Annotated in this window: 9 protein-coding genes; 1 reads left to right on the forward strand and 8 read right to left on the reverse strand. The window is 74.6% G+C overall.

The annotated features are described in order from the left end of the window. Positions 1-27: 27 nt before the first annotated feature. The 3 genes from ACWD5F_RS29455 to ACWD5F_RS29465 all read right to left on the reverse strand — a co-directional run bounded on the left by ACWD5F_RS29455 (position 28) and on the right by ACWD5F_RS29465 (position 6681). Positions 28-2847: an FtsX-like permease family protein gene (locus tag ACWD5F_RS29455; protein ID WP_451258831.1), complete on the reverse strand. Its 2820-nt coding sequence runs from the start codon at positions 2845-2847 to the stop codon at positions 28-30. Position 2848: 1 nt separating this feature from the next. Continuing rightward, a complete protein-coding gene (locus ACWD5F_RS29460; protein ID WP_451258833.1) occupies positions 2849-6085 on the reverse strand; it encodes an FtsX-like permease family protein in 3237 nt (1078 codons plus the stop codon). A 191-nt stretch (positions 6086-6276) separates the two neighbouring features. Next, the gene (locus tag ACWD5F_RS29465; protein ID WP_124000028.1) at positions 6277-6681 is read right to left on the reverse strand and encodes a globin; all 405 of its coding nucleotides are present in this window, start codon (positions 6679-6681) and stop codon (positions 6277-6279) included. A 130-nt stretch (positions 6682-6811) separates the two neighbouring features. Here ACWD5F_RS29465 and ACWD5F_RS29470 point away from each other — a divergent pair, with 130 nt between their 5' ends. Beyond that, positions 6812-7798, forward strand: a complete 987-nt coding sequence (locus ACWD5F_RS29470; RefSeq protein WP_451258835.1) for a methyltransferase domain-containing protein — start codon at positions 6812-6814, stop codon at positions 7796-7798. Between the two features lie 25 nt (positions 7799-7823). Here the strand turns inward: ACWD5F_RS29470 and ACWD5F_RS29475 are convergent, their stop codons facing one another. The 5 genes from ACWD5F_RS29475 to ACWD5F_RS29495 form a co-directional block, all read right to left on the reverse strand. Then, positions 7824-9284, reverse strand: coding sequence for an FHA domain-containing protein (locus ACWD5F_RS29475; RefSeq protein WP_451258837.1), 1461 nt, complete (start codon positions 9282-9284; stop codon positions 7824-7826). Between the two features lie 37 nt (positions 9285-9321). After that, a complete protein-coding gene (locus tag ACWD5F_RS29480) occupies positions 9322-10668 on the reverse strand; it encodes a vWA domain-containing protein (RefSeq protein ID WP_451258839.1) in 1347 nt (448 codons plus the stop codon). Between the two features lie 110 nt (positions 10669-10778). Beyond that, on the reverse strand, positions 10779-12146 hold the full coding sequence (locus ACWD5F_RS29485; RefSeq protein WP_451258930.1) for a protein phosphatase 2C domain-containing protein: 1368 nt from the start codon (positions 12144-12146) through the stop codon (positions 10779-10781). Then, positions 12147-14627 (reverse strand): tetratricopeptide repeat protein, encoded by a 2481-nt coding sequence (locus ACWD5F_RS29490; RefSeq protein ID WP_451258841.1) that lies wholly within the window; start codon positions 14625-14627, stop codon positions 12147-12149. A gap of 25 nt (positions 14628-14652) precedes the next feature. Beyond that, positions 14653-15990 (reverse strand): hypothetical protein, encoded by a 1338-nt coding sequence (locus ACWD5F_RS29495; protein WP_451258843.1) that lies wholly within the window; start codon positions 15988-15990, stop codon positions 14653-14655. Positions 15991-16057: the final 67 nt, after the last annotated feature.

Raw genomic sequence — 16057 nt, forward strand, 5'->3', positions numbered from 1 at the left:
CACCTTCGGTTCCGCCGGTCGCGCAGGTCATCGGCCGTCCCCCACCCGCAGTTCCGCCACCGACCCCCGCCGACCCGTCCACCACGCCTGCACCCCGGCGACGCCCACCGTCACCGCGATGATCGCCAGTGCCGGGACCGTGAGCGACACCGCGTCCGTGTGCAACTCGGCCGCGCCCGCCGGGACTTGGGCGGAGGCCAGGGCGATGGTCGTGAGGTCGATGCCGGGGGAGAGCAGCCGGATCGCCGCCCAGCCCGTGAGCGCGCCGCCCGCCGCCGCGAGCACCGCCTGGGGGAGTGACTCCAGGACGAGCAGGCGGCGGCCCTGCGCCCGGGTCAGGCCCATGGTGCGCAGGCGGGCCAACAGGGCCCGGCGTTCGGGGGCCGCGCGGACGAGGGAGAGGAGGAGGGCGAGTACGGCGTAGCCGGCGCCGGCGGCGACCGCGGCCGTGTAGACGCGTTCGGCGCCGGACTGCAGGGGCGAGTCGACGTACCCCGCCCGTTCCTCGGAGCGCAGGAGGACGCCCGCGTCGCCCGCCATCCGGCGCAGGGCGGCTCCGTCGAGGTGGTCGCCGGTCAGCAGCAGGACGGTCGGCCGGGCCGCCTCGGCGCTCAGGCCGGCCCGGTCCACCACGAGGAAGTCGGCACTGGTGACGGCCGGCGTGCGGTCGCGGACCAGCGTGATGCGGACGGTGACCCTGGTGCCGTCCTCCAGGCGGACGGGGAAGGGGCGGGTGCCGTAGGTGGCGGCGACGGTGGGCGAGGCGATCGCCGGCAGCACGTCCGACTGCGACCCCGTACCCGTATCAGAGCCCGATCCCGTGTCGGAGCCCGACCCCGACCCCGCACCAGCGCCCGCCGTGGTCCTCAACTCCCCCGCCCCGAAAGCCCCTTGCCCTGTCCGTGTCGTCAACTCCGCATAGCTCCGCGGGTCCACGCCCACCACGGGTACCGACTGCCTGTCGTCGTTCGGCTTGGCCTGGTAGTTGATGCTCACCGGCGTCAGCTCCCGGACCCCGGGCAGGCCGCGCACGCGGTCCGGCAGGGGCGACGGCAGCGCGGGGTTTCCCTCGACGCGGGCGTCGGCGCCGACGGTGAGGAGGGCGGCCTGGTCGCGGGCCTCGCTCACGCCCGCCAGGACCGAGCCGCCGAAGGCTGCCGTGGTCAGGGCGGTCAGGAGGGCCAGCAGGGGCAGCACCGCGGAGGCGGAGGTGCGGCCCGCGCGGGCCAGGGACAGATGGCCCACCGCGCCGCGCAGCCGGGCCGCCGGGCGGGCCAGGCCGCGCAGGGGGAGCGGGTAGAGGCGGACCAGGACCAGGGCCGCGGCCACGCCCACCAACACCGGTGCGAGGGAGGCGAGTTCGTCGCCCGACGTGCCCCTCCGGCGCAGGGTCTCGACCGCGCCGAGCGTGACGACGAGCAGGGTGAGCTCCGCGACCGTACGGCGCCGGGACGGTCGTACGGACGCCACGTCCTCGCGGGCGCCGTGCAGCCGCACCACCCGGTGGACGGCCGCCGCGCGCAGCGGCAGGGCCGTGCAGGCGACGGCGGTGGCGCCGGCCGCCGCGGCGATCGCGTAGGAGAGCCGGCCGCCGGGGAGGGCGAGGAGCGCGACCGTCAGGCCGAGGGCGCCGGCGGGCAGGGACACGATCGACGTCTCCGCGAGCAGGCGGCCCGACACTCCGCGCAGGGATCCGCCGCGGGCGCGCAGCAGGAGCAGTTCGGAGCGCCGGCGGTCGGCGGCGAGGCCGCCCGCCATCAGCAGGACGACCAGGGCGACCGTGCCGGTGCCGACCGCGGCCACGGCGACGAGCGGACGGATGCCCGAGCGCAGGTCGGTGTAGGAGACGACGACGTCGTCCAGTTCGGTGCTCACGTCGGTGGTGGGGTCGGTGAGCGTGCGCATCTCGCGCAGGGCCGGGCCGCCCTCCAGGGAGGCGATCGCGGACTTCAGGCGGTCGAGTTCGTAGGCGTGCAGACCGTCGGGCGCGGGCGCCAACTGCCAGTAGCGCAACGGGTTTCCGGGTGTGCCAAGGAGCGCGGGGGCGGCCTCGGGGGCGAGCAGAAGGCCGCCGAGCCAGTACCGGTCGCCCTCGGCGCCCGCGCCCGGCAGGAGGATCAGGCTGGGGGTGCGCAGGAGGGGCCGGGTCGCCCAGTAGGCGCCGTTCGGGTCGCGCGGGGTGACGATGCCGGTGACGCGTACGGCGAGCGGGTCGCGTTCCAGGCCGGGCACGTGGAGCACCGAACCGACCTTGATGTGCATGCGCTCGGCGGTCTCGGCGCTGACCGCGGCCTCCACCTCGGCCGTGGTGGTGGTCACCTGCTCCGAGGCGCGCGGCAGCCGGCCGGTCACCGACCGGACATGGCCTGCGAGGTCGTGCTGTGCGGTGAGGGTGACCTGCGCGGGCACACCGTTGGGCCGGGGCAGGAAGGCGTCCGGCACCTCCATCGGGGCGCCGGTCCGCACCCCGTACGTCGACTGGCCGGGGTCGGCGACGAGCGGGCGCGGGACGGCGTCGAGGACCTTCCGGTACTGGGCGCCGAGCTGTTCGGGGCGCAGCGCGTCCTCCCGCATGCCCTGCGACATGAGGGGGTCGGGCTGATCCGTGGACACGTCCACGCTGGTGCTGTCGGGACGCGCCTGCTCGACGGCATGCCGCAGCCCCGCGTCCTCGTACCGGTCGACCGCCCGGGGGAGGGCCGCGGCGAGGCACGCGGTCAGCATGACGAGCAGGGCCAGCGCGCAGGCGGCGCCGGGGGCGGTACGCAGTCGGGTACGGACCCAGGGGGCCAGTACCGGCGTACGGACGCCACGGGCAGGCAGCCGCCCGCCGATGAATCGGCCCATCTCACTCACCCCCCGAATCCCGCAACGACACCACCGGATCCGCCCGCCGCAGCGCCAGCGCCCCGGTCACCAGCAGCGGGGCCACCGCCACCGCGACGAGCAGCAACGCCACCTGGGGGACGGGCAGTTCGACCAGCACCGCCGGTACCGGTCGGGCCGCCTCACCCGTCAGCACGATCAGCGGGATCACCGCCCGGGTCAGTACCGCGCCGAGCGCTGTGCCCACGATCAGGGCCAGTGTCACCAGGACGCCCTGTTCGAGGGCGATCATGCGGGCCAGTCGGCGGCGCGGGGCGCCGAGGGCGCGCAGCACCGCGAGTTCGGCACCCCGCTCCCGCAGCGACCCCGCCGCGCTCACCGCGAACCCGACCGCGGCCAGCGCCGCCGCCACCCCGGCCGCCGCGCCGAACGCCGCCTCCGGGCCCGCGCCGAACGGGTCGTCGCGCAACTGCGCCGCCATCTCGTCCCGCACCACGACCTGCGCGGGGTCCATGTCCGGCTGCGCCCGCAGCGCGGCGGCGACCTGGCCCGAGCCGCCGGCGTCGGTGCGCAGCCACCACTCCGTGGGCGTGACGCCGATGCCGTACCGCGTCTCCAACTCCCGGTTCACGGACGGCAGATCGACCAGCAGGGCGCCGCCGTCCGTGTCGCTGGTCGTCGGCAGCTGCCGTACCGAGTCCACGATCCGTGCGGACACGGTCTGGCCGCCGAACGTCAGGTCCACGCGCTGCCCGGTGCGCGCGCCCGCCGAGGCGAGGAAGCGGTCGGTGGCGACGGCGGTGACCTCGGGCGACTGCGGCTGGGGGACCTGGACGCGCACGGTCAGCGCGGGGGCGAGCCAGGCCTCGGCGGTCGGCACATACCCCGTGCCGTACGTGACGGTCGGTGGTCCGGACGAACTCACCTTCGGCTTGGTCGGGTTGGCGGAGTCGCCCGGCGCGGCCGACAGCCCGTCACCGTGCGCGCCGGCCTTCCAGCGGGCGGGCAGGGCCACCGACCGGGTCGTCCCGTCGGCGCCGGTGGCCGTCAACTCGCCGAGCACCAGACGGTGTCGCTCGGCCTCTCCCGCGGGCTGGGGCAGCACCAGCTGTAGCCCGATGAGCGTGAGCGGGCCCGTGGCGGCGCCCAGGTCCAGGGCGTGCGGGCGTCCGTCGGCGGGGAGTTCGCCCACCGGTATCTCGTACGGGGTGCCGTACGCGTCCTCCAGGGTGGCCGTCACGTCCGCCGTCGTGCCCTGGCGGGGCGTGCTGAACAGGGTGGCCGTCAGCCGCACTCGGGAGCTGTGCGCGGGCACCTTGGCGCCGGCCGCCGCGGGCACTCCCCCCAGCCCCCGCACCAGCGGCCCCACCGCCCCGGGCGCCAAGTCCCGGCGCAGCAGCACCCCTTCGGCCGCGTGCTTGGTGTCCAGCGCCAGCACGGTCGCCGTGCGGCTGTCGGAGAGGGGGAGTTCGGTGCGGACGGCGGGAGCGGCTTCCCGCACGTGCGGGAGGGCCGCGTAGGAGTCCGTGCGGCCGAGGCCCGCGTCGCCCGCGCCCTGGACGCGGACCTGGGTGCCCGCGCCGAAGTCGGCCTGGTCGTCCTGCGAGCGGTCCCAGGAGGCGCCCTGGCCGATGGCCAGCATGCCGAGGGCGACCGCGAGGACCAGCAGCAGGACCGGGCCCGCGCCGCGCATCGGGCGGCGGCTGAGCTGCCAGCCCGCCAGTGCCGCCGTCAGCCCGCGCCCGCCGGCCGCCCGGCGTTCCGCGAGCCGCGCCACCAGGGGCAGCAGCCGCAGGGTCAGGACCGTGCCGGCGAGCAGCGCGAGCGCGGGGGCCGCCACCAGCAGCGGGTCGATGCCGAGCGTGCCGGTGGTGTCGTCGGAGACGGCGCCGGTGGTCTGCCGGCCGAGCTGCCAGTACGCCACCCCGGCCACCGCCAGCAGGCCCAGGTCCGCGCCCGCGCGCAGCGGAGCGGGCAGTGCGCGGGACCGGCGCGGGCGGAAGCCCTCGACCGTGAGGGCGGGCAGGGTCACCGCGAGCGCGCAGCCGAGGGCCACGCCCGCGGCCACCAGCCAGACGCCGAGCCGCCCGCCGGCCGGCACGTCCAGGTGCAGCCCGATCCGGGCCAGCGACCCGTGCCCGGCCAGCAGCCGGGTGAGCGGTCCCGCCAGCAGCGGCGCGCACACCACCGCGGGGACCGCGAGGAACAGCGCTTCCAGGGCGGCGAGCGCCGCGATCCGGGTGCGGGAGGCACCGCGCGCCCGCAACAGCCGTGTCTCGCCGGTGCGTTCGGCGCTCAGCAGTCGGGCCACGAGCAGCAGCGCGCAGGAGGCGAGCAGGGCCAGTTGCAGCGCGATGATCAGCAGGGTCGAACGGGAGACGAGTAGGGAGCGCTGGATCCGGTCGAGGACGTCGGGCAGGGCGGTGGCCGCGGCCGTCGTACCGCTGAGCGCGGGTTGCTTGCGCAGGGCCGCGCCGCCGGCGGTGGCGCTCTCGCCGAGCGCGTCGATCCGGGCGGTCGTCAGCGTCGAGAAGTCGGCCGACGCGATCCACGCCGACGGGCCGGCGCTCACCGTGCCGCCGGTGATGACGTCGGGGGCGGCGAGCAGGGGACCGTACGTCGTGAAGCCGACCGTCCTGATGCCGCGGCCGCCGAGGTCGTCCAGCTTCCAGTACGGGGCGTCCGCGGCGACGGGGCGGTACAGGCCGGTGAGGGTGACGCGGACCTTCGGGCCGCCGAGGCGGTCGGTGAGGGTGAGCCGGGCGCCGGGCTTCAGACCGAGGGCGCGGGCGGCGGTCTGGGGGAGCGCGGCCTCGACGCCGGCCGCCCGCCCGCCCGCCGCGGGTGCCCGGCCCGCCACGATCCGCACCTGCGTCGGGTCCAGGGCCGCGAGGTAGGTCAGATCCGGGTCGGCCGAGCGCTCGGCCGGTGCCTGGAGGGAGCGCGGCAGGGCGTACGGGCCCGAGCGCAGCAGCGTCCGTACGGTGACCGGCAGCCCGCCGAAGGTGTGCTGAGCGCCCTCCCGTACGGCACGGTCGGCGGCGCTGCGCCCCTCGGCCGGCACGTCGGCCTTGACGATCAGGGCGGTGTCGGCGGCGTTGCGGGGGTCCTGGAGGGAGTGCCGCAGCGCCGCGTCGTCGATCGCGGTCGAGTAGGCGGTGAGGGTCGCGAGGACCGCGGTGGTCAGCAGGACCGTGAGGAGCGCGGCGGTCAGGAGCAGGCGGTGTGCGCGGGCGCGCAGCAGGACAAGCCTCGTCACCGCGCCGAACACCGTCACCCCGACCCCCCGTGGCCGCCTGGAAGTTGTCCAGACCTGCGGGCGATGCTTTCAGACGGAAGGCAATTCGGGTAAGCGCCTACTGACCGAGCTTGACCGGATCGTGACGCGGAATGTCAGCTTCGGTCGGGTGGGGTCAGTCCCTCAGGCCGGTCGGTCCGGGCGGGTCCGGGTCAGTCCGGGGTGTTCACCATCGAGGCCGCCGCGTACGTCAGGTACTTCCACAGCGTCTGCTCGTGCTCCTCGGACAGACCCAGCTCGTCCACGGCGTCCCGCATGTGCTTCAGCCAGGCGTCGTGCGCCTCGCGGTTCACGGTGAAGGGCACGTGACGCATGCGGAGCCGGGGGTGGCCGCGGTTGTCGCTGTACGTCGTCGGGCCGCCCCAGTACTGCATGAGGAAGAGGGTCAGACGCTCCTCGGCCGGGCCCAGGTCCTCCTCCGGGTACATGGGCCGCAGCAGCGGGTCCTCGGCCACGCCCTGGTAGAAGCGGTGGACGAGTCGGCGGAAGGTCTCCTCCCCGCCGACCTGCTCGTAGAAGGTCTGCTCCTGAAGCGTGCCGCGCCGGATCTCTGTCACGCCTCCATGGTCTCAGACGGGGCGGACCAGGACTCAAGGCTTAGGTCCTGGAAGAAAGCGGGCACGCGCGCCCCCGTACGCACATCCCGGGCACTCGCGTCCGCCCGCCCGCCGCAGCACAGTGGAGGGTATGAGCGCGTACGCACTCGACAAGGACCTCGCCGAGCGGGCCGGCTCGGCGCGGGCCGCGTTGGTGCGGACGATCGAGGCGACCGGGGTGTGGGCCGGCGACCCGGTCTGGCGGGCGGCGTTCGAGACCGTGCCGCGCCATCTCTTCGTGCCGTACTACTACGTCGCCGTCGAGGGCGGCTACGAACGGCGCTGGGGCGAGAGCCCCGATCCGCGCACCCGGGAGCGCTGGCTGCGCGGTGTCTACGCCGACGCCCCGCTGGCCACTCGGCTGCGCGACGGCGACCTGGTCTCCTCCAGCAGCCAGCCCTCGCTGATGGCGATGATGCTGGCCGAGCTGGGTGTGCGGGACGGTGACCGCGTCCTCGAGGTCGGCGCCGGCACCGGCTACAACGCGGCCCTGCTGGCCCACCGGCTCGGCGACGACGACCTGGTCACCACCGTCGACCTGTACGCGGACATCACGGAGGCGGCCCGGCAGCACCTGGCCGCGGCCGGTCATCATCCGGCCGTCGTGACCGGCGACGGCGCGCGCGGAGTCCCCGAGCGCGCCCCCTTCGACCGGATCATCGCGACCTGCGCCCTGACCTCGGTCCCGCACGCCTGGCTCGCCCAGTGCCGCCCCGGCGCCCGGATCCTGACCCCGCTCGCCACCGGCCTGCTCGCCCTGACCGTCCGGGACGCCGCTCACGCCGAGGGCCGTTTCCTGCACACGCCCGCCTACTTCGTGCCGCTGCGCGGCGAGGGCAGGCCGGACCGGGAGCCGGTACCGCTCGGCGGGGTGCCGAGCAGCGCCCGGGACCACGAACTGTTCCGCTTCCTGCTCGCCCTCAGCCGCGGCAGCCTCGACCCGCAGGAGGCGTACGCGCTGTGGAACCGCGAGGGCATGCCGACGCGGGAGCGCTATGGGATCACGGTCAGCGGCGAGCACGAGTGGGCCTGGCTGGACGACCCGGAGGGACCGTACGCCTGGCCCCTCGCGGGCTGAGACAGAGCCGACAGCCTCCGCGGACTCAGCCCCGGCGGACCGTGATCGTCGTCCACGCCCCCACGTGCACCCGGTCCCCGTCCTGCAACGGCACCGGCACGAAGGGCTGGATCGGCTCCTCGCCGCCGTTGACCGTCGTACCGTTCGTCGAGTTCTGGTCGACGACCGCCCAGCTGCCGTCCGGCTGCTGGACCAGTACCGCGTGCTGGTGCGAGACGCCCGGGTCCTCCGGGGGCACCGCCAGGTCGATGTCGGGGGTGTCGCCGGTGGAGTGGCGGCGGCGGCCGATGGTGACCTGGTTGCCGCCGAGGGTGCGCTGCTGCTCGGGCGAGTACGCGGGCAGGTTGAGGCCCGCGGCCTCGGGGCCCGAGCGCTGCATCATCGCCATGAAGTACTCACGGTCCGGACCGATCGTCGCCGTCCAGGTCGCCGGCTGCTGCGGCGCCTGCGGGAAGCCGGGTCCGGGCGGGGCCTGGGTCGCGCCGGGCTGCGGATAGCCGTAGCCACCGCCGGGACCGGGACGCTGGCCGCCGGGACCGCCCTGGCCGCCGGGACCGCCCTGGCCGCCGGGTCCACCGGCGGGCGGGGAGAGCACCCAGTCGTCGTCACCGCCGCCGAAGGGCGGACCGCCCTGCTGCGGCGGACGTCCCGTCTCCTGCGGGAAGGCGGGCGGGGCGGACTGCTGCTGGTACGCCTGCGGGGCGCCCGAGGTCGCGCCGGGGCCGGCGGGCGGGGTGGGCCCGGGCGGCGGCGGGACCGGACGCGACGGGTCGCCGTAGCCACCGGGCGGGTTGTTGTAGCCGCCCTGGCCGCCGGGCTGGTTGCCGTAACCACCTTGGCCACCGGGGCCGCCGGGCTGGTTTCCGTAGCCACCGGGACCGCCCTGACCGCCGGGCTGGTTTCCGTAACCGCCCTGGCCGGGAGGGTTGCCGAAGAGACCGCCGGGACCACCGGGGCCGCCCTGCTCGCCCTGACCGCCGGGTCCGCCCTGGCCACCGGGGCCCGAGGGGTCGGTGCCGTACGGCGGAATCGGTTCGGCGGGCCGGTTCATCTGGGACGGGCGGGAGCCCTGGTACTCGTAGGGGTCACCGCCGCCGAAGGTCGGCGGGGGCGGCGGCTGCTGCTGGTAGCGCGGGCCGCCGGGACCGGGACCTGGACCTGGACCCTGGCCGGGCGCCGGGGGGCGCGGGGCGGCCGGGGTGTACGAGGTCGCGGTGTTCGTCAGGAAGTTCCACCGGCACTCCTCGCAGAAGGGCGCGCCGCCCTCACGGGGCGTACGGCACTGCGGGCAGAGCTCCGGCTCGGCGCGGTCCGGCACGGCGGACAGATGGGACCGTCCGCCCTGGCCCTGACCCTGGCCAGGCGGCGGGAAGCCGTAGCCGCCACCGGGCGGCGGGGGCGGAGGCACGGCACCGGCCATGCGGTGACCGCAGACCTCGCACCAGTCGTCGGAACCCGACTGGTGTCCGTTCGGGCAGGTCGGCATGTCGGCTCGTCCCCCTTCCCTTCGTCGTCTCTCGTGCTTACTTCTTTACACGAACAGTCTTTGTGGACCGTGTCTCGAGTGTCATCTCGTCGGCCGACTCGACCTTCGCCTTCAGTCGCACAGTACCTGTCGCGGCATCGACCACGTCCACCACCTTCGCAAGCAGTTTCGCAGTATCCGCGTTTCCGGAGTCGCTCGCGAGCTGAACGGCCCTGCCCAGTTTGGCCGTTGCTCCGTCGAAGTCTCCCGCTTTGCGTAGATCGAGCCCTTGTTGGATGGCTTGTGCCAGTTCGGCCTGCCCGGTGTAGTGGGCGACCTGAGGGTTGATCGACGTCGAGGCGGCCATGTCGTCGGTCCACATGGCCCGTACGAGCCCCTGGGCGCCCAGGTTTTGAGTGCTCCCGTCGGGCTGCGGGACGACCAGCGAGACCCGGGCGGCGAGCATCTCCTGGCCGATGCCGGCCGTGGGGACCTCGACGCACACGTGGTAGTCACGGGACTCGTCTCCCCAGGACCCGGTGGGGTAGTCGCCCGCGCGCGGCCCGGCCTCGGTGCGGCGGTCGGTCAACTCCTCGACCGTGGGCGCGACTTGCTTGACGAACTTGATGGTCGTGCCCACCGGGGTCCACACCCGCAGCGCGACGTCGGCGACCTCCTTGCCCATCGCCTTCTCCATCATCCGCGTGAAGTCGGAGGCGAGGGCGGCCGGGTCGGCGACGATGTCGGCCGTGCCGAGCAGTGCGGAGGCGATCGCTGTGACTTCTTTCACTTCCCAGTCGGTGCCCACGCCACGGGCGTCACAGGTGAAACGGCCGGCGCAGGAGTCGAGCGCGGCCTTCAGGTCCTCGGGCGACTCGTGCTCGTTGCGGCCGTCGGTGAGCAGGATGCCGTGCCGGATCGCCACGTCCGCCGAGGACAGCAGCCGGTCGGCCAGCCGCAGCCAGGTGCCGATGGCCGTACCGCCGCCCGCGCTCAGCTTGCGCAGCGCCTGCTTGGCCTGCTCGCGGGTGGTGGCGTCGGCGACCGCGAGGCTCCCGCCGCCCGGGTAGACCTCCTTGGCCACATGGGTGCCGCCGATCACCGCGAAGTGCACCCCGTCCCGCAGGGTGTCGATCGCGGCGGCGGTGGCGTCCCGCGCGTTGCGCATCTTGGTCGCCGGGTAGTCCATCGAGCCGGAACAGTCGACCATGATCGCCACGGCCGCGGACGGCCCCCGCCCCGGCGCGTAGAGCTGGGGCGCGGCGACCGGACTGCCGATCGTGCCGCCGCCGGTGGCGGTCACCGTGACGATCGCGTTGACCTCGTTGCCGTCCGCCGGCAGGTACTCGTTCTGGTACACGTCCACCGAGAACTGCGGCACGTTCGACTTCGCGAAATTGGCCATGCCTACTCAAATCCCCCTCAAAACCCCACAGTTGGCGGGGCGATGACGTCATTACGAACCGGTCCCCTCCGGTCCGCCCGTGCGCTGCCGTGCGTTCCCCGTGTACGGCCTCAGGCCGATCCTGCCCCCTGAGGCAGGGCCGGGAACGGCACGACGGCCACTGTTACGTTGTCGTGGCCCCCGCCGTCCAGGGCGTGGCCGACCAGAACCTGGGCGCTGTGCAGCGGACGCACGGCCGCGTCCGGCGGGACGACCTCGGCCATGTCCTCGGCCGCCTCCGCGTAGTTCCACAGCCCGTCGGTGCACACCACCACTACACCCGGCCGGTCCGGCTTGAAGGAAGCCGTGTGCGGATCCAGTTCGTAGGCGTCCGCGCCGAGCCAGCCGGTGATCGCGTGGGCGCGCTCGTCGGCGTAGGCCTCGGCCTCGTTCATCAGGCCCGCGGCCACCATCTGCGCGGCCCACGAGTCGTCCTCGGTCAGCCGGGCCGGCGGCGAGGCGCGGTCCACCGGGACCCAGTAGGCGCGGCTGTCGCCGACCCAGCCGACGACCAGCAGTCCTGCGGTCACCACCGAACCGACGATGGTGCAGGCCGGCGCGTTCTGGTGCGGGGCGTGCTCGCGGGCCGTGGCGGGCTCGTCGGCCAGCGCGTTGACGGCCAGCGAGGCGGCCACGATCGCGTCGTGCAGCGCCTGCTGCGGGTGGGTGCCGCGGGGCAGGGCGGCCAGCAGCGACTCGGTGGCGACCCGGGCCGCGGCGAGCGAGGCGTCGTCGGGACGGGTCGCCGAGGAGACGCCGTCGCAGACGATCGCCACCGACGCGGGCGAGCCGTCGGGCAGCGTGGCGAGGCCGATGCCGAACGCGTCCTCGTTGCGGTGGTGGCGCAGACCCCGGTCGCTGACGGCGGCCAGCGGGCCGCACTCCTGCTCCATGTGGTCGCGCTCGCGGGGCTGGGCGTGCCCGCAGTTCTCGCAGTAGCCGTCCCGGTCGACGTGACCCGCCCGGCAGGCCACGCACACCTTGGCCTCCGCCGCCGGACCGGCCTGCTCGGCCAGCCGCGGGTCCGGTGCCTGCAACGGGTACTCGTCGGGCTCCGGCGGCCGGTCGAAGCGCACCCCGGAGGCCGGGGAGACCGGCGATCCGGTGGGCGGACCGGTCGGCAGTCCGGCGGCCTGGGGCAGCGGCGGCGGGTGCTCCGGGGACAGCGGGGTGCCGCCGGAGTCCGTGCCGCGCAGGTCCGTCGGCAGATGGGTCGCCGCGGGCGTGCTCGAACTGCTCGGCTCGGGGGCGACGGGCCAGGCCACGCCGTCGTCGCCGGACGGCACGTCCGTGCCGTTCAGCATGACCGTGGGGTGGTCGTCGGGCGGTGCGGGCACCGCGGACAGGTCGTATCCGCACGCACCGCAGAAGCGGTCGCCCGACTCGAGCGGCCACTCGCAGCTCGGGCACGCGGACAGCTGGGGCATCTGCGACATCAGCTACACCCACGTCCGGGGGCGGTAACGGTTGGCACGTTCCACCAGGTCGATCCTCTCCTCGCCGCCCCGCGCCAGCCGGGCCAGCGTGCGGTACGAACGCTCCAGGCCGAAGCGGAGGCCCCGCTCGTCCAGGTCGCTGCCGAGCAGCACCCGCCGCGCGGGCGCCGAACCCTGGCCCCCGGAGAGTATCCAGTCCAGCGCGCACCCGAGGACCTCGGCCGACAACTGCTCCCGGCGAGCCGGGTCCAGACCGTACGCGTCCAGCGCCTCGACCTGCCCCGCGGCGGCGGTCAGGTCGTCCAGGAAGGGTACGTCCCCGGCGACCGCCGTGCGTTGACGCAGCCGCGCCCGTACGGCGGCCACGCGCGCGGCCGTGTAGTGGATCGACGACTCCGGCACCGACTCCAGCGTCCGTACGGCCCCGGCCCGGTCCCCGCTCGCCAGCTGGACGCGGGCCAGCGCGAAGGCGGCGCTCACATAGCTGGGGTCGGTCGACCAGACCAGGCGGTAGTACTCGGCCGCGTTGTCCAGCTGCCCCAGCACCTCCGCGCACAGCCCGAGGGCCAGCTTGGGGGCGATCTCGCCGGGGAAGGCGTCGTAGATCGCGTCGAAGGCGAGCGCCGCGCCCTCCTGGTCGCCGGTGACCAGGGCGGCGGCGCCCCGGTACCAGACCACCCGCCAGTCGTCGGGCCGCTCGCTCTCCAGGGCCTGGAGGGCGTTCAGCGCGGTCGCCGAGTCGCCGTTCTCCAGCCAGGCGCGGATCTGCCGCAGCCGGGTCTCGGCCGACTGGGCCGGCGCGGCGGCGAGCGCGCCGAGCAGTTCGGTCGCCGCGGTGGTCATCAGGCCCGCGAGGAAGCCCGCGTTGGGGTCGGCGGGGTCCACGTGCGGGACCGGCAGGGCGAGCGCGGCGGCCGGTGAGTCGACCGACTTGACCAGCGCGGGAGCGTCCCCCGAGGTGAGTTCGGGCTGCCGCTGCTGCGCTGTCGCCCGGGCGCCGAGGCGCGAGACCTCGCCGGTCAGCTTCGGGAACAACTCCGCGTCCGTGACCTTCAGTTCGGGCCCGAACAGGGTCGACAGGGCGGGGCGGGCGCGGCCCGTCTGGAGCGAAACGACCTCGCGCAGCACGCCCGTCAGCTGCTCGGCCATCTCCTGCGCGGAGGCGAACCGGCGGGCCGGGTCGGGGTCGGTGGCGCGGACCAACAGCCGGTAGAAGGACTCGTACTGGCGGAAGACCTCGATGTTGTCCGGGTCGGGCAGGGAGTCCACGAAGACGTTCGTGTAGCCCTGGAAGTCGAAGGTCATCACCGCGAGGGTGCGGGCCACCGTGTACAGGTCGCTGGCCACCGACGGGCCGACCTCCGCGACCTCCGGCGCCTGGTAGCCCACCGTGCCGTAGATGGCCGACTCGTCGTCGTCCATCCTGCGCACCGCGCCCATGTCGATCAGCTTCAGCTGGTCCTCGGTCTGGATCGCGTTGTCGACCTTGAAGTCGCAGTACAGGAGGTTGCGGCTGTGCAGATGGCCGAGCGCCTCAAGGGCCTCGATGCCGTACGCGCACGCCTGCTCCACCGGCAGCGGGTCGCGCTTGCCCTCGGGCGTGCGGCGGTCGTTGGCGATCTCCTTGAGCGACTTGCCGCCGACGTACTCCATGACGATGTAGCCGTCGAGCGAGCCGGTGCGCTGGTCGAGGTGTTCCACGAAGTTGTAGATCCGCACGATGTTGGAGTGCTCGATCTCCGCCAGGAACCGCCGCTCGGAGATCGCCGCCGCCATCGCGTCCTGGTCGCCGGTGTCCAGCAGGCCCTTGAGCACGACCCACCGGTCCGACACCGCGCGGTCCACGGCCAGGTAGACCCAGCCGAGCCCGCCGTGCGCCAGACAGCCGACCACCTCGTACTGGCCGTGCACCACATCGCCCGCGGCCAGCTTCGGCGTGAACGAGTACGGGTTGCCGCACTTGGTGCAGAAGCCCTCCGTGCGCCCGGGTGAGTCGCCGCGTGAACGGCCCACCGGCGCCCCGCAGTCCGAGCGCGAGCAGAACCGCTTGCGCTCGGGCACCTCGGGGTTGTCCTGCACCATCGCGCGCGGGTCGGGCCGCGGCACGTCCGGGACCTGCACCAGACCGACGCCGAGCCGGCCACGGCTGCTGGTGCCGGTACTGGAGCCGGAGCTGCGCACCGACACCGAACGGCCCGTCGTGCCGCCCGACACCGAGCGCGAGAGCCGTCCCGACACCGAGCGCCGGGACTTCGCCGACTGCGACGACGTACGCGAGCTGCTGCGGCTGCTGGCGCGCGAACTGGCGCTGTTCGCCGAGCCCTTGCGGCCGCCGGTCAGCCCGGTCGGCGGCGAGCTCACCATGCCGTCCGCCGAGACGACCGGGGCCAGGCCGCACGTGTCGCAGTACAGCTCGCCGTCGCCCACGTCCTCGTACGTGCCCTCGCAGTCCGGCCGCTGGCACTTCTGTTCCGCCTGACTCATGACGCCGCCGCCCCCTTCGAGTCGCTCATGCTCCCGGCCCCCTACGGTCCTGCGGTCCGCCCTGGTCCGCCGCGGGCGGGGCGGTGAGCAGTTCGGCCGCCGCGTGCTGGTAGCGCAGCACGGCCTGTTCGGCCACCCGCAGATCGCACGGCGCGCTCCACAGCATGCGGCGCGCCGCGTCGTACCGCTCGATGAGGAACCTGTCCTCGGCGAGCCCGTGCCGGGCGACCTTCGCCTTGTACGCGTCCAGCCGGCCGCGCAACTCCGCGCGGACCGCGAGCGGTTGGGTGACCGCGCTCAACGACTCGCGGGCGCGCAGCAGTTCGTCCTCCGCCTTCTGCTCCAGGGACTCCAGGAGCGGCGAGAGCCGGTGCCACTGGGCGTGCCTGCGGTACTCGGCGGCCGTCGCCAACTGCTCCTGCAGCACGGTCGGCGGGCCGCTGACCACCGGCACCTCGGTGGCGGCGATCTTCGCCAGCACCTCGCCACGCGCGTTGCGCGCCTCGGCGAGCGTGCGGTCCGCGCGCGAGAGCACGTCCCGCAGCCTGACCAGCCGCTGCTCCGCGTCCTGCCGGACGGTGAGCACGGCGTCGATCTCGCGGCGCACGTCCTCCAGGGCGCGCGCCTCACGGTCGTACACCGTCGTGTCGGGCCGGCCGCCGCCCGGGGCCGAACTCCCCTGCGCGGCGACCCAGTACGCGAGCGGGTCGGACACCACCTGCTCGCGCAGCGAGGTCAGGGTGCGGGTGATGCGCTCCAGGTCGTCGCCCGCCGGATGCTCACCGGGGCGCACGCCGACGGAGTGGGCGAGCTTGCGGGTGCGCTGCAGCTCCGCGGCCAGTAAATCGATCCGGGCGGGCAGCGCCGACCACACCGCGTCTGCGGTGACGACCATGTCCAGGCTCGTCGCGTACAGCTCGTTCATCCGCTCCACGAGCGTGACCAGCGAGAAGCGGTGGCTGAGCTTGCCGGCGGCGGACCCCAGCGTCGGCGCGTTCGCCGTGGCCTCGGTGGACACCGAGCCGGCGACCGTGACGCACTCGCCGCGCAGCAGCTCCGTCAGCTCCACCAGGTCCTCACGGCTGGACCAGCGGCGCCGGGAGCGGATGTCCCGGGCGGAGCGCAACGCGCCGCTGTACGCGTCGAAGTACGCCCACAGCAGGGTGATCGATGCGTCCGCGGACGCCCAGCGCTCCTTGGTGGTGCCCGTCAGCTCGGCGCCTTCGAGGAGTCTGCGGCCCGCGTGGTCCTGGAGGGCGAGCAGCGAGGTCTCGACCGCCTCGTGCTCCGCGCCGAGCCGCGCCAGCGCACGGTCCACCTCGTCCCGGTCCATCACCGGCCCGGCGGGGTCCGTGACGCCCATCGATCACCTCTCGCTGCTGTCGTGTGCCGTCGTGTCGTGGTCGTGCCGTGTTCCGTCAATCGTCCGT

This window comes from Streptomyces sp. NPDC002499 (genome assembly GCF_053595415.1).